The sequence below is a fragment of the Wolbachia endosymbiont (group A) of Sturmia bella genome, assembly GCF_964030905.1.
In the GTDB taxonomy this organism is placed as follows: domain Bacteria; phylum Pseudomonadota; class Alphaproteobacteria; order Rickettsiales; family Anaplasmataceae; genus Wolbachia; species Wolbachia pipientis.
Genome location: NZ_OZ034988.1, coordinates 909,766 through 933,759, shown reverse-complemented (window position 1 = coordinate 933,759; position 23,994 = coordinate 909,766). Strand labels below are relative to the sequence as shown.

The 23,994-nt window shown below is 35.5% G+C and carries 17 protein-coding genes and 1 pseudogene; 9 read left to right on the top strand and 9 right to left on the bottom strand.

Features of this window, described 5'->3' with window-relative positions; all coding sequences use genetic code 11:
* Positions 1–21: 21 nt before the first annotated feature.
* Entirely contained in the window at positions 22–756 is a 735-nt protein-coding gene (gene fabG, locus ACQH3L_RS04290; protein ID WP_010962736.1) for a 3-oxoacyl-[acyl-carrier-protein] reductase, read from the bottom strand.
* 265 nt (positions 757–1,021) lie between these two features.
* Between fabG and ACQH3L_RS04285 the strand changes: the two genes are divergently transcribed.
* The 8 genes and pseudogenes from ACQH3L_RS04285 to ACQH3L_RS04250 all read left to right on the top strand — a co-directional run bounded on the left by ACQH3L_RS04285 (position 1,022) and on the right by ACQH3L_RS04250 (position 11,711).
* The gene (locus ACQH3L_RS04285; RefSeq protein ID WP_010962735.1) at positions 1,022–2,542 is read left to right on the top strand and encodes an HlyD family type I secretion periplasmic adaptor subunit; all 1,521 of its coding nucleotides are present in this window, start codon (positions 1,022–1,024) and stop codon (positions 2,540–2,542) included.
* 142 nt (positions 2,543–2,684) lie between these two features.
* Positions 2,685–3,770: pseudogene (locus ACQH3L_RS04280) on the top strand (IS3 family transposase).
* 654 nt (positions 3,771–4,424) lie between these two features.
* The gene (gene coxB / locus ACQH3L_RS04275; RefSeq protein WP_425384651.1) at positions 4,425–5,189 is read left to right on the top strand and encodes a cytochrome c oxidase subunit II; all 765 of its coding nucleotides are present in this window, start codon (positions 4,425–4,427) and stop codon (positions 5,187–5,189) included.
* A gap of 15 nt (positions 5,190–5,204) precedes the next feature.
* A complete protein-coding gene (gene ctaD, locus ACQH3L_RS04270) occupies positions 5,205–6,755 on the top strand; it encodes a cytochrome c oxidase subunit I (RefSeq protein ID WP_010962499.1) in 1,551 nt (516 codons plus the stop codon).
* A 1-nt stretch (position 6,756) separates the two neighbouring features.
* Positions 6,757–7,644, top strand: coding sequence for a heme o synthase (locus ACQH3L_RS04265; protein ID WP_425384650.1), 888 nt, complete (start codon positions 6,757–6,759; stop codon positions 7,642–7,644).
* Between the two features lie 175 nt (positions 7,645–7,819).
* Entirely contained in the window at positions 7,820–8,257 is a 438-nt protein-coding gene (rnhA, locus tag ACQH3L_RS04260; RefSeq protein WP_010082655.1) for a ribonuclease HI, read from the top strand.
* The gene (locus ACQH3L_RS04255) at positions 8,250–11,372 is read left to right on the top strand and encodes an AsmA-like C-terminal domain-containing protein (protein WP_425384649.1); all 3,123 of its coding nucleotides are present in this window, start codon (positions 8,250–8,252) and stop codon (positions 11,370–11,372) included. The genes rnhA and ACQH3L_RS04255 overlap by 8 nt, the downstream gene beginning before the upstream one ends.
* Before the next feature lie 216 nt (positions 11,373–11,588).
* The gene (locus ACQH3L_RS04250) at positions 11,589–11,711 is read left to right on the top strand and encodes a hypothetical protein (RefSeq protein ID WP_255703183.1); all 123 of its coding nucleotides are present in this window, start codon (positions 11,589–11,591) and stop codon (positions 11,709–11,711) included.
* 223 nt (positions 11,712–11,934) lie between these two features.
* Here the strand turns inward: ACQH3L_RS04250 and groL are convergent, their stop codons facing one another.
* Positions 11,935–13,584, bottom strand: a complete 1,650-nt coding sequence (groL, locus tag ACQH3L_RS04245; protein WP_425384648.1) for a chaperonin GroEL — start codon at positions 13,582–13,584, stop codon at positions 11,935–11,937.
* Between the two features lie 100 nt (positions 13,585–13,684).
* Positions 13,685–13,966 (bottom strand): co-chaperone GroES, encoded by a 282-nt coding sequence (locus tag ACQH3L_RS04240; RefSeq protein WP_173862895.1) that lies wholly within the window; start codon positions 13,964–13,966, stop codon positions 13,685–13,687.
* 186 nt (positions 13,967–14,152) lie between these two features.
* Here ACQH3L_RS04240 and ACQH3L_RS04235 point away from each other — a divergent pair, with 186 nt between their 5' ends.
* Positions 14,153–14,959: a YgfZ/GcvT domain-containing protein gene (locus ACQH3L_RS04235; RefSeq protein WP_010962504.1), complete on the top strand. Its 807-nt coding sequence runs from the start codon at positions 14,153–14,155 to the stop codon at positions 14,957–14,959.
* Positions 14,960–15,851: 892 nt separating this feature from the next.
* Here the strand turns inward: ACQH3L_RS04235 and recJ are convergent.
* From recJ to lon, 6 genes are all read right to left on the bottom strand, one after another.
* On the bottom strand, positions 15,852–17,591 hold the full coding sequence (gene recJ, locus ACQH3L_RS04230) for a single-stranded-DNA-specific exonuclease RecJ (RefSeq protein ID WP_425384647.1): 1,740 nt from the start codon (positions 17,589–17,591) through the stop codon (positions 15,852–15,854).
* A 60-nt stretch (positions 17,592–17,651) separates the two neighbouring features.
* Positions 17,652–17,885, bottom strand: a complete 234-nt coding sequence (locus ACQH3L_RS04225) for a hypothetical protein (RefSeq protein WP_010962507.1) — start codon at positions 17,883–17,885, stop codon at positions 17,652–17,654.
* The gene (locus ACQH3L_RS04220; RefSeq protein WP_425384646.1) at positions 17,882–18,004 is read right to left on the bottom strand and encodes a hypothetical protein; all 123 of its coding nucleotides are present in this window, start codon (positions 18,002–18,004) and stop codon (positions 17,882–17,884) included. Before ACQH3L_RS04220 ends, ACQH3L_RS04225 begins: the two co-directional genes overlap by 4 nt.
* A 652-nt stretch (positions 18,005–18,656) precedes the next feature.
* A complete protein-coding gene (locus ACQH3L_RS04215; RefSeq protein WP_010962509.1) occupies positions 18,657–19,916 on the bottom strand; it encodes a cbb3-type cytochrome c oxidase subunit I in 1,260 nt (419 codons plus the stop codon).
* A gap of 34 nt (positions 19,917–19,950) precedes the next feature.
* Positions 19,951–21,246, bottom strand: a complete 1,296-nt coding sequence (locus ACQH3L_RS04210; RefSeq protein ID WP_425384645.1) for a Na+/H+ antiporter NhaC family protein — start codon at positions 21,244–21,246, stop codon at positions 19,951–19,953.
* A gap of 289 nt (positions 21,247–21,535) precedes the next feature.
* Positions 21,536–23,989 (bottom strand): endopeptidase La, encoded by a 2,454-nt coding sequence (lon, locus tag ACQH3L_RS04205; protein ID WP_138264758.1) that lies wholly within the window; start codon positions 23,987–23,989, stop codon positions 21,536–21,538.
* Positions 23,990–23,994: the final 5 nt, after the last annotated feature.

The following is a 23,994-nucleotide window of genomic DNA, read 5'->3' as shown; positions in this document are numbered from 1 at the left end:
TTTGTCCATACATAAATGTTGCTACATAAATAACCCACCATTAATGTTAAGCACATGCCCTGTTATATATTTTGCTTCATCACTTGCTAAAAATAAGACCCCTGCTGCTATTTCTTCCCCTGTTCCCATTCTTTTCATTGGAATATTATCTAATATTTTTCCCTTTTGCACTTCATTTAAAACTTCAGTCATTTTAGTATCTATAAACCCAGGAGCAATACAATTTACTGTTATATTACGACTTGCAACTTCTTTTGCTATAGATTTGCTCATAGCTATTATTCCAGCTTTAGACGCTGCATAATTTGCTTGCCCGGCGTTTCCTGTCAGCCCTATTATTGAGGAAATATTTATAATTCTTCCCCAATTATTCTTAATTAGTTTCCTGCATGCTTCTCTACTCAGCTTAAATGTAGAACTCAAGTTAATATCAATTACTTTTTGCCATGTTTCATCTGTCATTCTCAATAATAAACTGTCTTGCGTAATGCCCGCGTTGCATACAAGCCCGTCAAAGCCTTCCATCAACTCACTTGCTCTGTTTACTAGTTGATTTACTTCCTCAGCATTTGATAAATCACAAGGGAGTACGTGCATATTTTTTTCATATTGTTTAGCAACTTCTTCGAGCACTTCTTTTTTTGTGCCAGAAACACATAAAGTTGCTCCGGCTTTGTGCATAATTTTTACAATTGCTTGCCCTATCCCGCCTGATGCACCAGTAATCAGGAACTTTCTGCTTTCCAATCCAAACATAATAACTTTATATTATCTTAATTCCTAACAGAATATTGACTAGTTGGCAATAGATTTCTTACATAATATAAGTAACTCAGATATTCACAAAATAAAGGAAAAGTTATAATAAAGTTAAACGTCAAAAAATTTTAAAAACATAGTTATGCAGGAATTGTTACTAAATAGTTTATTCTGGTGCTCTACAGTCTAAATGGAATGCTTAAATTATAGATTCTTTGTTTTTGTGTGTTATCTTGAGTTAACACAAATTCACAGTAGTATTATGATCAGTAAGTTAAAAAAGCTTAGCACTGGATTTTCTTTGACAGGCTTGATTGGCCATAGTGATAATATAAATATGCAAGGAGCAAAAAATAAAAAGAAGAAGTACCCAAAATTTTTGGATAAGACGTTCGCATTGATTGATGCGATGATAAATTTTATTTTAAAACGTGAAAGTAATAACGTAAATGAAGTTCTGAGAGTAACATGGGGACCACTATTTTTTGGTCTGGTAGTAATACTTATCTTTTTTGGGATAGGTGGTATTTGGTCGGCTATAGCTCCAATTGACGGTGCGGTGCATGCAAGTGGAGAAGTTATTGTATCTTCAAATAGGAAAATAGTTCAACACTTGGGTGGAGGAATAATAAGCAAAATTTTAGTCAAAGAGAGCCAAGCAGTTAAAAAAGATGAGCCTCTAGTTTTGTTGAGTGATGTTAACGAGAAGGCGAATTTAAGTATTATCAAAGAGAAGCTCTTATCATTTTTAGCAACAGAAGCAAGGCTTCTTGCAATCAGAGTAGATTTGGACACGCTCGAGTTTCCTGATGAGGTTAAAAAATTATCTCACGATGAACTTGTAAATAAAGCGATAAAGAATCAAGTAAAGTTGTTCAACTCTCAGAGAAAGAGCATATTGGGAAAAACAGACATACTGCAACAACGTATAAAGCAGTTAAATGATGAATTAGCGGGGCTAAACTTTCAACTAAATGCAGCTCATAAGCAATATGACTTGATAACTGAGGAGTTGGAAACAAAAAGACAATTACTTGATAGTGGCCATATAAGCAAACCACACATTTTAGCTTTAGAAAAGCAGTTTGCTGAAATTGAAGGCAGAGTTGGACATTACCGTTCTGCAATATCTCAAGTGCAGCAAAAAATTGGAGAGAACGAATTAGAAATTATAAACGTGAGAAACGATTCTCAAGAAAGAGCAAACGCTGAACTTAAGGAAGTTAGTACGTCTATTGCAGACTTGAAAGAGAGGCTGATGGTTGCTGAAGATTCATTAGCACGTACAATAATTAAATCGCCTCAAGATGGGATAGTCACAGATATAAGATACCATACTGAAGGTGGTGTTATACAATCTGGAGTTCCGATCATGAGCGTAGTGCCATCGGATGATGACCTAATAATAGATGCTAAAATTCAGACCAGAAACATAGAAGAGGTACTGTCGGCACAAAAGAAAGATAGCAACATAGTCTCTATTGATGGGCTAGAAGGGCTAAAGGTTAAAGTCCGGTTAAGTGCTTACAGTGCACGTCGTTTAAGTTTAATTAGTGGTATAGTAAGCCATATTTCTCCTGACGCTCTTGATGATCCAAGACTAGGGCGTTATTATTCAGTACGTGTAGTGATACCAAAACCAGAGCTTGCTCAGTTTAAAAACGTATACCTATACCCTGGTATGCCAGCAGAAGTGTACATAGTTACTCAATCTCGTACTCTTTTATCATTCTTGTTTACGCCTATAATTGCAACAGTCGATAGGTCTTTTATAGAAAGGTAGCTTACTCGTTAAAGTAGTAGTGAAAGTGCCGTAATAAAATTTAGGTACATAATTAGACAATAGGCTTCTTGACCTTACCCAGAAAAAGTGGAGAGAAAGAAAGGAGTTTTTTCGGGTAAAATAAAATTTTGGAGGATTAGAAATGGCAAGAGAATATACAGCAGAATTCAAATTGGAAGCTGTTAAGCTGGCAAATGAACAAAGAAAGGTAGGTCAACCAGTTGCAAAAGTAGCAAGAGATCTAGGAATAAGGGATAGTGTATTAGGAAAATGGATGAAGAAATATAACGAAAAAAAGTCAGCGGCAAATGCATTTCCAGATGTAGCACCTTATGACAAAGAGAGATTTGATTTACAAAGCAAGAGTAACAAGAGAAAGAGACATTTAAAAAAAAGCCCTGGCCAGTCAAAAAGAGTAAAATATTTTTTTATATAGTAACTGCTATAAAGTACAGGAATTATGTAGGATTTTCTGCTAGTGGCTACTATAAGTGGACCACAAGAAAAATAAGCAGTAGAGAATCAGCAAATAAAGAGTTATTAGCAGATATTCAAAAAATATATCAAGCTTCTAAATGTAGATATGGAGCTCCTAAAATTCATGCTGAATTGAAGGCTTTGGGTAAAAGTTGCAATTTGAAAACGGTGCAAAGTATTATGCAGAAAAATGACATCAGGGCTATACTGAAAAGAAAGTTTAAAATTAAAAAACAACAAACAGATAATAGAGCTGTAGCTCCCAATATACTAGATCAAAACTTTATTGTTGATCAACCAAATAAAGTATGGGATTACTTATATAAAAACCAAAGAAGGATGGCTATATTTGGCAACAATAATCGATCTATATTCACGCATGGTAGTTAATGAGCAGTTCAATAAATAAACAATTGGTTATGGACTCTTTATTAATGGCCGTTAACAAGCGTAAACCTGCCAAAAATCTACTATTACATAGTGATCAAGGTTCACAATATACTTCGCAAGGTTATCAATATCTCTTATCCATAAAAAACATAGATGAGTCATAAAGGTTGTTGTTACGACAATTCTGTTGTGGAAAGCTTCTTTAGCTCATTGAAAAGAGAAATACTTATTGATACTTCACAACACTCTGCTCAACAAACTAGAACTGCAATATTTGAATACATAGAAATTTTTTATAACAAACAACGTCACTATTAACTATTGCATTCCTGAGCATTTTGATTCATCATTCTTTTTGTGAAAAACATTCCAAACTTTCTCTCCACTTTTTCTGGATAAGGTCAAAAAAAACGCCGATATTTTAGTACATAGTAAATAGCCAACCACCACGGGGCTTCTTTTGCCTTTTTTTTTATTTGGTAAATTTCTTAATGTTTATGGCTAAACGACAATCGTCATCCCGCTACGTGTTAGCGGGATCTATGCTTTGAGATACTGCGAATGAATCGCGGTATGATGGTTAAGTAAGGGATCTATGCTAAGAGATGCCAAAGACCTTCATGAAACTTTGCCCATTTGGCTTCTCTAAAGATTTCGTTGTATAATGAAATAAAGAAACTTGTAAGACTTTGATCTTACAGATTATAAACTTGTCATAAAGTTTAATAGTGTCTGTTACTGCTTTTAGGTGTGAGGCTAGAGGGTTATTAGCAGTAACAGACACTATTAAACTTATTATAGAATTTACTTAAAGTAAATACTTAATTTAAAATATTATAATATTTTTACTTACAATAGATTTATGTAAATGCTTTTTTCCTCAATTAGTATTGTACTATTATACTTGTTGAATGCTAAAAAATTATTAACCATCACTAATCTCTATTTGCATAGTAAGTTTATATATACTATTATACAGTATATCACTTAGTTTTATAGCAAACAAACAAAAGATATGGTGAAGTTATTTGCACTATTGATAATATTTTACTCAAATATATCTGTTGCCTCTGCTCCTACTTCCTGGCAATTTGGATTTCCTGCTCCTGCAACTGAAGTAATGGAGGCTGTAGTTAGGTCACATTCGTTTGTGATGCTTGTGATGGTTACAATAATGCTTTTTGTGTGGGCGCTGCTTGCTTATGTAGCGTTTCGCTTTCGTAAAAGCAAAGTAACAAACATAAGTAAAACTACCCATAGTGTTCCTTTAGAAATTATTTGGTTTGTTATACCAACTATCATTGTTGGAATATTAGCCTTTGAAAACGCTAAATTACTGAAGCTACAGGAAGAAATACCGAAAGCTGATATAACACTGAAAGTTATTGGCCATCAATGGTATTGGAGTTACCAATATCCAGAATATCAAGGTGTGTCATTTGATAGTTATATTAAGGGAAAAGAAGACTTTATCGAAGGAGATTTAAAGCTATTCTCTGTTGATAACAACATCATTTTACCCGTTAATACTAACGTTCGTTTACAAGTTACAGCAGGAGATGTGATACACAGTTGGGGAGTACCGGCTTTCGGTGTAAAAATTGATGCGATACCAGGTAGGCTGAATGAGGCGTGGTTTAATATCAAAAAGCCTGGTGTTTATTATGGGCAGTGCTACGAATTGTGTGGTCAAGGCCATGGATTTATGCCAATTGTTGTTGAAGCAGTAAGCAAAGAAGATTTTAATAAGTGGATTGAAAATAGAAAATTAGTGAGTTAAATTTGGAGTATAGATATGAGTGACGTACCAAAGGGCATAAAGCGTTGGTTGTTTTCCACCAATCATAAAGATATAGGGACACTGTACATTATTTTTTCCATATTAGCTGGAATTATTGGTGGATTATTATCGGTGATTATTCGCACTCAGCTAATGCACATTAATATACTTAACAATAACTATCAATTATATAACGTAATGGTTACAGGGCATGCGTTGATAATGGTGTTTTTTATGATAATGCCAGCCCTCATGGGAGGATTTGGTAACTGGTTTGTACCTCTCATGATTGGCGCACCAGATATGGCATTTCCTCGTATGAATAATTTAAGTTTTTGGTTATTAGTGTCATCTTTTATTTTGCTCATTCTCTCAGTGTTTATTGGTGAAGGTCCAGGTACAGGTTGGACTTTATATCCACCTCTATCACAGGTAATGTCCCATCCAAGTGCAGGAGTTGACATTGCTATACTTGCACTTCATGTTGCTGGTATGTCGTCAATTGTTGGGGCGATCAACTTTATAGTTACTATATTTAACATGCGCACAAAAGGAATGTCATTAACTAAGATGCCACTGTTTGTTTGGTCTGTCTTGCTAACAGCATTTATGTTGATTGTTGCCTTACCAGTGCTTGCCGGTGCTATAACTATGCTTCTTACTGATCGCAATATTGGTACTTCCTTTTTTGATCCTGCCGGTGGCGGCGATCCTGTGTTATTTCAACATCTATTTTGGTTTTTTGGTCATCCAGAAGTTTACGTAATTATTTTTCCTGCATTTGGCATCATAAGTCAGGTTGTATCAACTTTTTCTCACAGACCTGTATTTGGTTACATAGGGATGGTTTATGCAATGATAGGTATAGCAGTATTTGGCTTTATGGTTTGGGCTCACCATATGTTCACTGTTGGGCTTAGTGCTGACGCTGCTGCATTTTTTAGCACTACCACAATTTTTATCGGTGTTATAACTGGTGTAAAAGTCTTTAGCTGGATTGCAACTATGTGGGGTGGAGCAATTGAGTTTAAGACCCCTATGCTATTTGCACTAGGTTTTATTTTCATGTTTGTTGGCGGTGGCATAACGGGAATAATTCTTTCTCATGGTGGAATAGATAAGCTCCTGCACGACACCTATTATGTTGTTGCTCACTTCCATTATGTCATGTCACTTGCTGCATTATTTGGAGCTTTTGCTGGCTTTTATTATTGGATTGGTAAAATGTCGGGTAAACAATATAATGAGCGCTTAGGTCAAATCCACTTTTGGCTTACTTTTATTAGCACCAATATCACTTTTTTACCTCAACATTTCTTAGGATTAGCTGGTATGCCAAGGCGTATACCTGATTATCCTGATGCGTTTATCCCTTGGAATTATATATCCTCAATTGGTTCGTATATGTCCTTTGTTTCAGTTATGTTTTTTGTGTTTATAGTTATACATCTTTTTAAATGGGGCAAGAAAGCTGGAGATAATCCTTGGGAAGGTGACACCTTGGAATGGACGGTATCTTCACCACCGCCTTTTCATACTTTCGAAAAGCCACCAGTGGTAAAATAGAATGTACACAAGTGTTTTGCTAAATGTTGAATCAACAATACTGGATTTTTGGCGTTTGCTGAAGTCAAGGATAATGTATCTTGTGGTATTTACTGCAGTTGCTGGTATGGTTACTGCACCAGGTAGTATGCACCCTTTTCTAGCACTAATATCTCTTATATGTGTTGCTCTTGGCTCAGGATCTGCAGGTGCTATAAATATGTGGTATGACAGAGACATAGATCTGCTCATGGAAAGGACAAAAAACCGCCCTATACCCTCAGGTAGAGTTTCTGCAGAAAGTGCGCTTGAATTTGGTATAACTCTTGGAATATTGTCAGTATTTATCATGGCAATAGCAGTAAACTATATTTCTGCTGCTTTGCTTGCTGTTAGCATATTATTTTACGTTTTCATATATACAATTTGGCTAAAAAGGCGTACTCCGCAGAATATCGTTATCGGTGGTGCAGCAGGTGCTTTCCCTCCAATGATTGGCTGGGCAGCTGTGACTAATTCTGTCAGTTGGGAAAGTTTCATTTTATTTTTAGTAATTTTTATGTGGACTCCACCACACTTTTGGGTCCTATCTTTAAATAAGTCTGAAGACTATGCAAAGGCATCGATTCCAATGTTCAATATTGTTTATGGTCCGGAAAAAACAAGAAAATATATATTAATTTATAGTGTTTTGCTGGTGCTAACTAGCTTGCTTCCGGCTCTATTTTTGAAAAAGGCTTTACTTTATCTAAGCATGGCAACCTTTGAAGGTTGCGTTTTTATTTGGTACGCTGTATCTGTTATGAAGTTCAAGAATCACAGCTCACAGAAAAAAATGTTTTCTTATTCAATTTCTTATCTATTTTCCCTATTCGCCAGTATTATTTTTTGTTCTATTGATTTATTTTAGTTATGAAAGAACGGCAGAAGCATAAAAACTATTTTTTACTTTTCCTTTTGGTAATGCTCGTTGTCACACTTTTTTTTGTTTCTATAATAAAATTTAAAGGTGCAGCTTAAACTACCTTTAGAAATTGTGCTTTCATAAAAGCAACTATATACTTTGTTAACCGATATAAACAAAGATGAGTAAAAAAGAAGTGATAATATATACGGATGGGGCGTGTTCTGGTAATCCTGGAGCGGGAGGATGGGCAGCTATCATATTATTTCAAGATTACAGAAAAGACATTTATGGTAGAGAAGAAAATACCACAAACAATAAAATGGAGTTAACAGCGGTGATCAATGGGCTGAAAGTATTGAAATTTTCTTGTAATATTAATTTATATACGGATAGTCTTTATGTTAAGCATGGCATAACAGAATGGATAAATAAGTGGAAAATGAATGGCTGGAAAACAAGTAATAAAAAATCAGTAAAAAATATGGAATTGTGGAAAGAGCTAGACAACGTTGCTTCACAACACGAAATTGATTGGAAGTGGGTTAAAGCACACAGTGGCGATAAGTATAATGAGGAGGCTGATAGTTTAGCAAGAAAAGCAATAATCGATGCTTAAAAAAATTACTATATTATTTTCCGTAGCTTTATTATTCATATTGTGCTTCTTTATTTTTTTTAAGCCTTTAGAAATCAATATTAATTATATTGATTTTTATGTTAAACATAAAATATCAAAAATATTTGTTGGCTCAAGCGTTAATATGGAGAATACCTTAGTTGTTTGGCAGAAAGATGGCAAAGATCCGTATTTAGTCATTACGGATTTGGCAATAGCAAACCCTAATTTTACTATAAAAGTTCCTGAGCTTTTTGTACATTTTAAGTTAAGTTCCTTATTTAAAGCTAGCACAAATCTCTCTCAGGTTTCAGCTGATAATGTGCATGTATGTATCAAGAGAGAAGAAACTAATGTTAATCCGCAAAACTCATTAGACCTTTTGGATAATCATTATTTAAGTAGTAACCGCCTTCCTTCGGTGTCATTCCAGCGCGTGACGCTGGAATCTAGAAAAAAAGAAACAAGTAGTCAAGCTACTTGGATGACAAGGACGAGTGCTGGGATGACAGGAAAAAAAGATACTGGGATGACAGGGAAGAATTTCAAGATGACAGAAAGTAGTGCAAAAAATCTATTAAAAACAATAAGGGAATTTTTTTTTGACTTAAATGCGGATTCAAAAATTGAATTTACTAACATCGCTATTGATAAAAGCACAGAAGATGAATTTTTTATTGATAAATTATATATAGGGAAGGGGGAAGATTTTAATGTTTTAGATATTCATGTGAATACAAAAGATGGAAAGGGATTTTTGGATGATTTATCAATTACGATAAAAAATCGCAACAATTTGCTAAATGTGTACGGGACATTTTATGATCTAAAATTGGGACTATTGAGCAAGTTTTCTACATTAGTTAAAAGCTACAATTTGGACAAAAATATAGGATTCAAAGGAAGCTTCTCAGTGAAAATTAATAAAAAGGATGAAATTGTAGATGGAAATATATACGTATTGAATACAGAAAATTATTTGAACAAAAATTTGGCCTTAACTAATGTAAATATAAATTTAACATATAGTGATGGAATTATTAGTGTAAAAAACTTCCATTTTAAGTTAAATGACACGTATCTCTCTTTGATAGGCAAAATGAACTTTAGTACAAGTCATGCTTTGCTTAGAATTAATATTAGTAAGTTTGCTGCAAAGGATTTATGTACTTATATACCAGATAGTGTAGTAAATAGTAAATTTAAAAGCTGGTATTGTGATAATATTGATGGGGATGTTTTAAATACCATTGTAAGTTTCAATGGCAAAATTAACAATTTGGTTGATGACGATCTGTCAGACATTGTAATTGTTGCTGATATAGAAAACGGTAGCGTAAAATTTGATGAAGATTTTGAGCAAGTAAAGGAATTAAAGGGTGGTTTGATCATCAAGAATAACGATCTTGAAATTACTGTAAATAGCGCTAAGTTTCAGAATTTCACTGTTAATGGTGGTGATATTGAAATGAAATCTCTAAATAAGGAAGATTCAGTTCTAACCATTAATGGCAAAGCTGTAAGTGATGCGTATGGTTTATATGAGCCTATAAGATTTAAGCTGGATGATGTGGTGAAGGTTGAAAGGGATAAAGTAAGTGGAATGGCAAAATCCGTATTTAATTTTCGCATTTTTAATCTAAATGCTGATGACAAAAAAGTAGACTTCTCAGCAAATTTTCATTCTGAAATTGACAATTTGGCCGTCTATAATGCAAGTCTTGGTAAATATGAGATTAAGCTTAGTTTTGGCAGTGACTTTATAGATTTAAATGGTAGTGGTATGGTGAATAACACACAGCTATTATTTGACCTGAAAAGTAGCAATAGGAATGAAAGTTTCGCCTGGAATTTGACCGGAGATTTACCCGCTCAAATATTTAATTTTGATAGTGGCTATGTCAGTGCAAAATTAGAGTCAGTGATAAATCAAGATAAGACGGGGTATGTTAATGGTGATATAGATTTATCAGAATTTGAATCACATTCAAGCTACTTAGGGTGGAAAAATCGCTTTGAAGATCACAATAAAATTTTGTTTTCTACAAGGTTAAAAGGAGCAGGTGAATTGTTAGTAGATAAATTAGACATTGTAGGAAATGACCTAGATATAAAATTCAGCGGAAGAGTAGAAAATGGAAATTTATATTTAAATTCTAGTAGCTTTAAATTGCCTGATAATGATTTTAGTATAGAAATTGAATCAGGTAAGGAGAAAAATGCCATAACTATTTATGGTGAGGAAATTAACTTAAGTGATATTTTAGGCTTGCTTGGCAAAAACAGTAATGGATTAAATAAAGATATAGAGATTAGTATGAATGTTGACAATGTAATTATGAAAGAAGGCATCGTTATCAAAAATGCTAAGCTGAATGTAACCTGTACTAAAGGTAATTGCAATGGAAGTCAATTTACAGGGCAGTTTCTGGAAGATAGCAGCAACATACTAGCAGAATACAGTGGAATAGGGCTCGAAATATATGCGGATAATTCAGGTATGCTTTTGCGTTCCTTAGGCATTAGTAAATCAATTAAAAACGGCAAATTGTCTTTTTATCTCTCTCCTCAGAGAGAAAGTGGAGAACATTATGGTACGTTATCCATTAGCAATTTCTACATCAAAGATGCTCCACTACTTACTACTTTATTGTCGATGTCTTCATTGCCTGGCATTGTAAATGCCATAAAAAATGAAGGTGTATACTTTTACAAATGTAATGCACCTTTTTCATACAAAGATGGCACTATTGAAATTGAAGAATCTTGGCTTGAAGGGGCGGAGTTAGGTATTAGCACTGGTGGTAAGCTCGATATTAGAAATTATAAATTCCAGGTTGCAGGACAAGTAATACCAGCATATTTAATTAATAAATCTTTGTTAAAAATTCCTATAATTGGAAAACTTCTTACTGGTGGGAAAAGTAGGGGAATCCTTTCAATAGACTATAAAGCAAGTGGTGATGACAAAAACAATAACGTATCTGTTGATCTTATCTCTTCGCTAACTCCAAACCTATTAAAGAGGTTATTGGGAGTGTCTGATCGCATTATGACAAAAACTAACGAAAGTGGCTTAAAAGGTGGTGTGAAAAAGAAATTTGGTTCGATATGACCAAAAGGGAAGTTATTTAACAAAATTATGGACAAAAATGCAAGAATTTCAGAATGATCTACCTGGTTTTTTATTTAGTTGTTTAAGTAATACCACTCCCTTTAACCTCTCTATATTTGCTGAACAACTAAAAAGGGTAGGGGGGTGGTTGTAAATTGTATCTGTTCAGCAGAGTGGCAAAATAAGGTAGACGAGAAAAGACAACTATAGGAACAAATGGGTGTCATGCCAGTGCGTGACACTGGTTTCCATCCAAAAGGGTGTCATTCCAGTGTCAGCTACTTTCATGACATCGTTTACTATGTGCCATATTGTAATGTTCGTACAGTTGTGGAATGAATCGCGGTATGACGTGTTGCTTGGGTCAGCTATAGTATAAATATACTAGGGGTTATAGTTTTCTTATGCTGCCTTTTTGTTATTAGACAACCACAATATAAAGGAGTGAAACGGATGCAAACAGTAGTGCATTTCTGCACCAAACGTATTACCTTTAACGAATAGTAAAATGTGAGATTTTTTGGAACTACCGTGGAGCAATTGCTCCACGGTTTCATTCTACTTAGAATCCACCCATGCCACTCATTTCTCCTGCACCCATAGGAGATGAAGCATTTTCTTTGCTTGGTACATCAACTATCATAGATTCAGTAGTTATCAGCACACTCGCAACAGATACCGCTGTTTCAAAAGCAATACGCACCACTTTTGCTGGATCAATCACACCAGCTGTAAATGCATTAGCGTAATTCATAGCCTCAACGTTGTATATAAGCTCTTTATCATTCTGCTTAATCAAATAGTCAATTATAACAGCAGATTCAAGACCAGCATTTTTGACTAACCTTCTAATTGGAGCACTGAGAACTTTCTTGATAATGTTTATGCCTATTTGTTCCTCGTCACTTGCACCTTTTAATTTGTCGAGAACAGATGAAGCATAAAGAAGCGCAACCCCACCACCTGGAACTATACCTTCTTCAATTGCAGCTCTTGTTGCATGCAGCGCATCTTCGACTCTATCTCTACGTTCTTTAACTTCCACTTCAGTTGCTCCACCAACTTTGAGCACAGCAACGCCACCTGATAATTTCGCTAAACGTTCTCTTAGCTTTTCTTTATCATAATCAGAAGTTGAAGTTTCAATTTGAGATTTAATCTGCTCGATTCTAGCTTTCACACTGTCAGAATCGCTATTTTCGCTGACAACTGTGGTATTATCTTTAGTAATTTTAACATTTTTAGCCGTACCAAGATCATCAAGCGTGAGATCTTCCATCTTGATTCCAAGTTCATCTTTTATGACGTACTTAGCACCAGTTAAAGTTGCTATGTCTTCGAGCATCTCCTTTCTTCTGTCACCAAAACCTGGAGCTTTTACTGCAGCAACTTTTAAACCACCACGCAATTTATTGATAACTAAAGTGCTTAATGCTTCACCTTCGATATCCTCTGCAATAATAACCAAAGGTTTACCAGATTTAACAATAGCTTCAAGAATAGGAAGTAAAGGTTGAATAATATTTAATTTTTTCTCTGTAATTAATAGATAAGGATTATCAAGCTCCACGATCATTTTTTCATTATTTGTAATAAAATACGGAGAGAGATAACCGCGATCAAATTGCATGCCAGTAGTCAGCTCAACTTCTAACTCTTTTGAACCTTTACTCTCTTCAACAGTTATTACACCCTCTTTTCCAACTTTTTTCACGGAATCAGCGATACTGTTACCTATATCCTTATCACCATTTGCAGAGATTATTGCAACTTGTGCCACTTCGTCTATTTTCTCTAGAAAAATTGTACGAGACATTGACGCAATTTCCTTTAATATTACATCTTTTGCCTTCTGTATTCCGTTTTTAATACCAACACGATCGTTTCCAGCAGCAATTGATTTTGAAGCTTCCATTATCATGTTGCTAGTTAGTATTGAGCACGTTGTTGTACCATCACCAACTTTATCGTTACATTGAGAACAACTCTGTGCAAAGATGCTTGCTATCGCAGCGTTTAATGGTTTTTCAGGCTTGATACCCTTCATCACCTTATAACCATCTTTTGTAATTTCTGGTGCTCCATAGGGCTTATTAATCCCTACTGTTTTTCCTCTAGGTCCTGAAGTTATTGCTACCGTTGAATCCACTATTGCTGCAACTTCACGAAAGGCTTCTTGCAACTGCTCACCTGATACTACTACATTAGTCATTTTTATCACCTCTTGTTAATAAAAAATTTAGAAAACTATAATAAAATCATTTACAATGCGCTATGTTGCGCTTTGTTTCAGTTTAGTAAAATAAAGACTGCTACTTAATGACAGCAAGTATATCGGACTCTTTCATCACGATAAGCTTCTCATTATTATGTTCTATTTCTGTACCAGCCCATTGGCGATAGAACACTTTATCACCAGCTTTCACAGTTAAAGTTACGCGTTCGCCACTTGAATTGCGTGAACCTTCACCAATTGCTATAACTTCACCTTTAGTAGGTTTCTTTTCAGCACTTGATGGAAGCACAATTCCACCTTGCTTTTCTTCGCTAATAGGCTTGATCAGCACGCTATCATCTAATACATTTAAACTTATACTTGACATTTGTTTTTCCTCATCAACAAATTAACTTATGAGTTTATATATATATACTCGTAAGTTAGATTTCAAGGGCTGGAGCTTGTAAAATATGCACGCCATTATAAAATATGCACGCCAAAAGCAGTTTCTAAAAGAGCCTAATGTTATATAATAAAATTTAGATTTATTTATAGAGATTTCATGAGTTATATACCATTTTTAAGTCGTGGTGTGATAGTGCTATATGGGCCTGACACTAGAGATTTTCTGCAGGGTATTATAACCAATGATATTAATAAGTTGGATAGCCAAAAAGCCATTTACTCTTTATTGCTTAGCCCTCAGGGAAAATATCTATATGATTTTTTTCTTATTGAATATGGTAAATACACCCTCTTGGAGTGCGAAAACATGCACTTGCAGCAAATAATCGAGAAACTAGATTTACTTAAAACTTATTTGAGGGTAAAGATTAAAGACGTTAGTGCACTATATAAGGTTGGGGTTTTGTTTAATACTAAGTTGGCGGAGTGTAGTAGTAAGTCACAAGTTATTTTTCAAGATCCAAGGCACAAGCTGCTAGGAATGAGGATCATACATAAAGATGAAATGAAAGAGCCGGTTGGGGATTTTACTCAGTATGAAAAAGTCAGAATTCAAAATCTCGTTCCAGATGGAGCGAAAGATATGGTGCAGAATTCATCGTTTCCGCTGCAATTTTTAATCGATAAAGTAAACGGTATAAGCTTTAATAAGGGGTGTTATATAGGTCAGGAAGTTGTAAATCGAATGAGCAGACAAGAAATATTCAGAAGAAAACTTTACCTTGTTGAGGGGGATAACGCACTTCCAGATATTGGCACTAAAGTGACAAATGAAAACAATGAGGAAATAGGGGAACTGCGCTCTAGTGTAGACAACATTGGATTTGCATTGCTTAATACTGGAAAGAGCCATGCAAATTTATATGCTGGTGGGGTCAAGTGCGTTAAGACGTTGAAGTCTTAAGGTAGCCCATATAGAAACGAAAAACTTGCTTGACAAACTCCGCCAGCCCCCTTATCATGGTATTGAAGGTATTCAGTTATCTTCATCTGTGCAGATTAAACAGCAAGAAAACAACGTAGTTGGCGTCTTATTTTTAATTTTTTGCACTATGTGCACCTTATGTCTTCACAACATTTCTGGGTTTTTACCTATATAAGCTGAAACGCGCTTATAAGTCGTTTAAGACAGTATAGTACGCCAATTTGCAGGATTAGAGAGTGACAACTAGCTAACACGGGGTTTCTTTTGCCTTTTTTTCTGCTTAGTAAATTTCTTAAACATTTGCAGCGTAGGTTAGTTGCATTCAAAAGCAGCTAAATTGCAGTATTTAAGACTTAAAAACGCCAATACTGAAAATAGACAATGACTAGGGTTTCTTTTGCCTTTTTTTTCATTTGGTAAATTTTTTAATGTTTATGGCTAAACGACAACCGTCATCCCGCTGCTTGTTAGCGGGATCTCTTGTTAGCGCCGCGGCGGTATGACGGTTCGTGGCGGCGTGACGATAAGCTCGTCATCCCGCTGCGGCGCTAACAAGAGATACCGCGAATGAATCGCGGTATGACGGTTCGCGGCGGTATGACGGTTCGCAGTGGCATGACGATAAGCTCGTCATCCCGCTACTTGTTAGCGGCTAAGAGATACCGCGAATGAATCGCGGTATGACGGTTAAGTAGGGTGTCATCCCAGTGTCACGCACTGGGATGACATTATAGGAGCACTGGGATGACACCCTCTTGGATGGAAATCAGTGTCAGATAATTTCATGACACCAGTTGTTGTAAACTCACTTTTTCTCGATTTTTTGGTTTATCTTGTCTACCTATTTTGCCACTCTGCTGAACAGATACACTCAACTTATGGTCAATACATCTTCTATTAAAAATTGTACAAATTCATTGCCATTCCAGTAATTCATAGAGATTTTACCCAAAATAGCTTTAACATTACCCTGCATGATAGCAGAGCCAAGATGAGTATTTGCAGAACGAAATGCAATAGCTCTTACCATAACATTATCATCAGCAATAAAACATTTTATATGGTCAACTCCTATAACTTCAGGCTTTCTTATCTTTGCTCCTTGGATAATAAACCTTGGTTTAGGATTTCCAACTCCAAATGGTCCCAAGCGTTGCAGTTGGTTCCACAGAGATAAGTTTATTGCTTTAGCAGTTACTATACTATCAGCTTTTAAAGTTTTCTCATTTATAGAGTTTGAAAATCTTTCAGTAAAAAAATCATGCAAATCATTTATTTTGTCTTCTTTAATTGAAAATCCTGCCGCCATACTATGGCCACCACCTTCAATAATCAAATTTATAAACTTTGCGGAAAGGACTGCAGCACCGATATCAACTCCCAAAATTGATCTACAGCTTGCTTTTCCTATTCCATTATTTAAAGATATCACTACTGTTGGCAAGTGAAACTGCTCCTTTAGCCTTGATGCAATTATACCAATTATTCCCTGGTGCCAATTGCCACTTATCATTATAAAATTCGCACCTGATTGGGCAGACTTTTCCGCTTGTGCTGTAGCTTCCAAGAGAGCCTCATTTTCTAACACTTTTCTTGCATTATTCAAATCTATTAATTTTAGCGCGATTGAATGTGCCTCTTCATCATCATCGGTGGAAAGCAACCTTGCACCAAGCGATGCTTCTCCAATTCTTCCTCCAGCATTTATGCATGGCCCAATACTAAACCCTAATCGAGAAACACTTGGTTTTTCAAGGATTCCCAAAGCATCAAATAAAACACGCAAGCCAACGTTTTTTCTTGTTGACATAACTTTTAATCCTTGTGAGACAAGTGCTCTATTGAGGCCTGTGATCTGCATAACATCACAGACAGTTCCCAGGGCAACCAAATCCAACAGATCAAATAAATCTGGTTCTTTTTTGTTGGTAAAAAATCCTTGCTCACGTAGGCTTTTATTAAGAGCAACAATTAGCAGAAATGACACTCCAACTGCTGCTAGGTTATTATAAGGAGAGCTCTCATCAAGGCGGTTTGGATTCACAACTGCTACGGCGCTTGGTAATTTTTCCGTACCAAGGTGATGGTCAACAACTATAATATCAAGACCAAAAGCCTTTGCATCTTCTATTGGTTGATATGCAAGCGTACCACAATCAACGGAAATACATAAATCAATTCCATTCTTTTTAAGTTGTAATAAAGCATCTGTGTTTAATCCATAACCCTCATCAACACGATCTGGAATGTAGATTATAGAGTGTATATCGATTGCTCTCAGGTACCTGTTAATCAATGCTGACGACGTTGCACCATCAACATCATAGTCACCAAATATTGCAAGGTTTTCATCATTTTTTATTGCCCGTATTATACGAGAAACAGCTTTATCCATATCAAGAAGGTGAAAGGGATCTGGTAATAGCGATCTGATTAGTGGATATAAGAAGTCGCTTGCATTTTCTATGTTAACACCACGAGTAACCAATATTCTTGCTAATATTTCTGGTAACTCAAATCTCTGTGTAAGAGTTAAGATTTGCCTTTGATCTGCTTCTTGCAACTTCCACAATGCATTTGTTATGCTGCGCTTTTCAATTTCAAGTAGCATATTCTTTCTTTGTAAATAAAACTACTTTACCAGAATTTTTAAGCTTGTTCTATAATTGTATTAGACTTCTGCATAACCTAAACTAAGTAGAAAAAAGGTATCATCTAAGTAGCTGACACTGGTCTCCATCCAAGAGGGCAGTAGCCCCTTCGGTGTCATTCCAGCGCGTGACCAGGTCTTTTTAGCTATCATAGGATGACAGAAGCAGACACTCCACTTTGTCGTTCCAGTGCCTCCTTTTTTTGTCATTCCAGTGCCTTGACTATTTGGATCCAGGAAAAAGAATGGTGTCATCCCAGTGCCCCTATGATGTCATCCAAGTAGTCTCCCTCTCCTGTCATCCCAGTGCTCCTTTTTTTGTCATCCGAGTAGCTGACACTGGGATCCAGGAATTTTATTAAGTTGGTAAGCATAAAAGTGTTATGTAAAATACAACGTTCTTGATGGGATTGCGTGAAATGCTGGATCCCAGTGTCTGGGCACTGGGATGACAAAGGAGGACAGTGTCAGCTACTCGGATGACAAAAAAAGGAGCACTGGGATGACATCATCCTTTTTTTGGGGTTCCAGCGTCACGCGCTACCTTCCGTATAAATATTAAAAAATTTACCAAATGAAAAAAAAGGCAAAAGAAGCCCCGTGGTTGGCTAATTACTTACATTATACTTTCAAGTATGGCGTTTTTTTATTCTAAACGCTTAATAACCGCGATTTAGTTGCTTTTAAGCCGCAACTAATCTAAATTATAAACATTAAGAAATTTACTAAACAGAAAAAAAGGCAAAAGAAACCCTAGGGTAGCTAGTTATTCACTATCCATTTTTTAAATCGGCGTTTTTTGATGTTTTAAATGCTTTATAAGCGCATTTCAGCTTATATTAGGTAAAAACTTAGAAATTTTATAAAGACATAAGGTGCACATAGTGCAAAAAATTAAACATGGGACGCCAGATACGTGAGTTTTTTTGTCATTTAATCTGTACAGAGAAGATAAATAAATAGCTTCAGTTTCATGATAAGGGGGCTGGCGGAGTTTGTCAAGGAAGTTTTTTTTGTTTCTATGGGTCAGTTGGTACGCGCTTTGCCTTTTAACAGATGTAAAAGCACAATTATTACGAACAACATTCCACCAACAACTGATATAGCGCCACCTATAATGAAGCACGTGCGTGCTAACATTGACGAAATACTTGGCAGATCTGCAACCTTCCTTAAAGCACCATATCCACCAAGCCACACAAGGCCAGTGATATGGAGAAAATGCCCTATACTGTAGGCATAAATCTGTAATCTTACCATGGAACTTTTTATCTCTTTAAAGTTTAATTTAGGTAACATCCAGTAGACAAAATTCATAAAAGCTATAGTGATACCAACTACAGAACCGTGATAATGAGCAGGAATCGTGACATTACCTTCAATAGTCAACACTCCGAGCACATCTCCATAAGTGAACAACAAAAATGAATGTAATAAATAGTTGCTTTTATCATTAATAAAAGTTCTGATGTTGTAGCACACTAATATTATCAAAAAGCACGGCAAAACTGCTCCAGCAATCCTCATATGCCAAGTAAAAAACTGTATTAACTTGGCACTATCAACTGGATAAACAAAATATACAAACGGTGCGCCTACAGCTAAAATCGTGTTTATAAATAGTGGTAAAATAGTAATTTTATTGTTTGAAGCTAAACTAATATCATTGGAACTTAGCATTATTAAATAGACTAAAAACATTCCTTGAGTAAAAGCAAACTGCAATAAATGTCCGCCTCCCCAAAAGAGATATTCGTAAAATAAATTATTATCTGAGTGATATAGACCTGGAGGCATATTATTATATGCTAAAACAAAGCAAAGAAATGACGATACAAGTATAATAACTAGCCCAATTTGCCCAACAGAGAGAAATGAAACCTCTTTTTTTGATGTGTATGCTAGCATTGTATTTACTAATATACTGGCAATAAATAAACTGAGTCCAAGTAAAAATAATTTGTTTTGTAATACGGGAATATAGTTACTTTTGATAACTTCAGTGTTTGGAACGAATGCGGATATAAACATGAGCAGCATCGAAAGGGTTGATAGAACCCATGAAAAGTTAAACCAACTATTGGTATTTTGTAGGTTTATGATAAAGAGCAGAGATATTATAGAGCACATCCACACTAAAATTGACAAGTTCACGTGTATTACCAGCGCATTATCAAAAATATATTGTGCAGAAGGAACAAGAGAGGAGATAAAAGGCAATCGTAGAAAAATAACAATTATTGACAGTAACCCAGAGCAAGCAAGAGCACATACTGCCAAGAACATCCATTTTCTACAGAGCGGAGCGTTGTCTTGTATATTAAGCACAATCTTTTTTCTCAATTTTGTTCAATACAATATATAACACTGCAATAATACCTAAAACATAGCAATAGTATACGTGTGGCACGACTGCCAAAGGTGAAACTCCAGCAATAGTGCTAGCCAAAAGCAATTGAGCGCCATACGGTATTAATCCTTGAAATACACAAGAAAATATGCCTAGCCATGCTGCACTATAGTGAGGCGGTATTTCATATTTCTTAGCAATATCTCTAGCAATTTCACCACTAAAAATTATAGCGATGGTGTTATTTGCAAGTAAAATATCAAATATGCTGACTATTTTTGCAATAAATAATTGCGCAGTTTTTTGTCCACCACGTTGTATCATAACCCAAGATGAAAGTTTATCTGCAAGCTCCTTAGAATTTTTACCTACCAGTCCTGAAAGCCCGCCAACCATCAATGACAGTAGCATAATTTCATGCATACTCATAAACCCTTTGGTGATGTTTTGGCTTAAAAACAATAAACCATGATTGTTGTTATTTATAAATCCAATGATTCCAGCAAAAGTTATGCTTAAAACCAATGCCGTAAATGCATTTATTCCAAAGTTTGCAAGCAATATAAGTATTATGTAAGGAGTCACAAGCAATAAAGAATACTCCTTAACTGAAATAGCAGCACTATTGCTTGAGCTATAAAATAATATAATTATTGTGAATATAGAAGCAATTAGTGCCACTTTTGCATTCAGTTTTAATTTTTTCTTTATATCAGCCTTTTGAGACATCACAGATGCAATTGTAGTATCAGAGATAATAGATAAATTGTCGCCAAACATTGCTCCTCCTACAACGGTTGCAACTCCTAAGGAAGGAGAAATCCCAGCTTGTGTCAGTTCAACTGCAATAGGAGCAATTGTTGCAATGGTGCCCATTGATGTACCAATAGCAGTGGAGATGAAAGCTGCTACAAAAAATAATCCTATGAGTAAAAATTGTGTTGGTATAAATGAAAGAGCCAAATTAACTGTGGCATCAGCACTACCGATTGCTTTAGTTACTTCACTGAATGCACCTGCAAGTAAGAAAATGATACACATAGTGATAATATTACGATCTCTTACCCCATCTAGAAAGGCATACATTTTTTCTTCAGTATTGCCCTTGTATAAAACCCAACCCAGAGCTATGGCAGGAACAATGGCTACCAGTGGAGATAACTGATAAAAAGCATTTGACACGCCAAGAATAGTAAAATATATACCACTTCCTACAAAAAGAAATAGGAACAGTAAAATAGGCAAAAAATTTGTAAGATAAAACATACCTCTACTCCAGCTCTGATAAACGCAAATCAACTATGATATGATTTATATTATTATAAACCACAGTTAGCACCTTGACCAAGGTTTTTCTAGAAAGCAATCTACCAGAAAAGGTTTCCATGAAAAGGACTATTATAATATATCATCTACTTGAATAAAACTGGGAGATAGAATAAGTAAAAAATATGAATGACATAACAACAAAGCAAGTCATATCCTTATGGAATGCACAAGTTGGTAGATTCTTGCCGGATAAAAGAGAAATGGAGATTGATAATATTTTCTTAATCTAATGCTTCAATGTTTCCGATATAGGAAAAGTATCATCTTTATTTTCTATAGAGGAAGGCACACTATTTTGATTATCATCACCATTAATTGGAGTAGTAGGGTGCATTAAAGCAACTTTCATAACTTCATCAATATTCTTAGCAAAAACTACGTTGATCCCTTCTTTGATGCTTGCCGGAATTTCTTGCATATCTTTCTCATTTTCACTTGGTATAATCACAGTTTTGATTGATCCTCTGAGCGCTGCAAGCAATTTTTCTCTCAAGCCCCCGATAGCTAAAACTCTACCACGCAATGTCACTTCGCCTGTCATAGCAACATTTTTGTTAACTGGTATATTTGTCATAAGAGAAACAATAGACGTACATACCGCGCCGCCAGCAGAAGGGCCATCTTTTGGTACAGCACCCTCAGGTACATGCAAATGTATATCATTATTTTGGAATTTTTCGGGCTTTATACCAAAAAACAAACAATTTGATCGAATATAACTATACGCAGCTTTTATAGATTCTTGCATAACCTCTCCAAGCTTTCCTGTGTATTTTATTTCTCCCTTGCCCGGAATTAGGACTGATTCTATCATCAAAATATCACCACCTGTTTCAGTATAGGCGAGCCCAGTTACTATTCCTACTAAACTCTCATTTTCCGCAATGCCAAAGGTATATTTACGTACCCCTAAATAATCTTGTAAATTGTCAACCCCTACGGATATTTTCTTATTTTTATCAGTCAATATTTCTTTAACTGCCTTTCTCATGAGCTTTGCAAGCTCCCTTTCCATACTCCGCACACCACTTTCACGTGTATATAAACGTATCAACTCGTATAACGCCTCATTAGTTATGTCCCATTCCTTCTGATACAAACCATGCTCCTTCTTTAACTTCGGAATAAGGTGGTGTGTAGCAATACTGATTTTTTCATCTTCAGTATACCCGGACAATTGTATAATTTCCATCCTATCACGCAAAGGATGTGGTAAATTTAAGCTGTTTGCCGTAGCTACAAACATTACACTTGAAAGATCAAACTCAACTTCCAAGTAATGATCCGTAAAGTGTTTATTGTGCTCAGTATCTAAAACCTCAAGTAATGCAGACGCAGGATCGCCACGCGAATCAGAACCCATCTTATCTATTTCATCAAGCAGAAAAAGCGGGTTGCATGAATTAGCTTTTTTCATGTGTTGAATGATTTTACCAGGCATTGAGCCAATATAAGTTTTCCTATGCCCTCGTATCTCAGACTCATCACGCACACCACCAAGAGCTATGCGAACAAAATCTCTTCCTACTGCTCTTGCCATAGACTTAGCTAAAGAAGTTTTACCAACACCTGGCGGTCCAACTAAGCAAAGTATAGGACCTTTTATCTCTTTTACTCTTTTTAATACCGCTAAAAATTCTATTATTCTATCTTTTACTTTCTCTATGCCATAATGATTTTCATCTAAGATTTTCTTAGCTGCATTTAAGTTAATTTTTGCATCTTTGTACTTTCCCCATGGCAACTCAAGCAACCAATGCAAGTAACTAGATATAACTGTAGCTTCAGGAGAAATGGGATTCATTTTCTTGTATCTCTTCAAATCAGTTATAGCTTTCTCTCTTGCTTCCTGAGAAAGCTTTGTTTCATTTATCTTTTTTTCAAATTCATTGAGTATATTCCCTTCATCACCATTCTCAAATTCGCCTAATTCTTTCTGTATAGCTTTCAATTGCTCGTTAAGGTAGTAAACTTTCTGAGTGCTTTCAACTTGCGATTTAATTGTCTTATATAAACGGTTTTGTGCGTTCAAAATACTCATTTCTCTCTCAATAAAAGCAAAAGCTTTTTTTAAACGCTCTTCTGGGTCATAAGCCTCAAGTATACTTTGTTTATCTGATACTTTTATATTTAAATGTGAAGCTACCGTGTCTACAAGTTGATCAACTTCTTTGATTTGATCAATGGAGTTAATGGCAACCTCGGGTTGATTTTTCTTGTTTAGCTTACACCAGCTATCGAACGCGTCTACAACAGACCGCCTTAAAGCTTCTAAATCAATATTGTCTTCATCTTCTTTATAATAATTGTCTAACTCTACCCTGGCTTGTAATAAAGTATGAGAGCTAATATATTCTACAACTCTTCCCCTTCTTATCCCCCGGATTATAACTTTTACTGCATTGTCAGGTAATTTTATTAACGGTTGTACAATGCTTGCTAACACACCTACTTCATAAAGATCTTCAGGCTCTGGATTATCAACAGAGCCATCTTTCTGTGCTACAAGAAAAATCTCATTTTGGTGATTACTACTACTTATTGCATACTCTAGTGCATTAACAGATTTTTCTCTGCCTATGAATAAAGGCACCATTATATTTGGAAAAATTACTACATCTCTTAAAGGTAATACTGGCAATGCAGTAAAACTAGAGCTTACAGCACGTTCAATGTTCATAATAT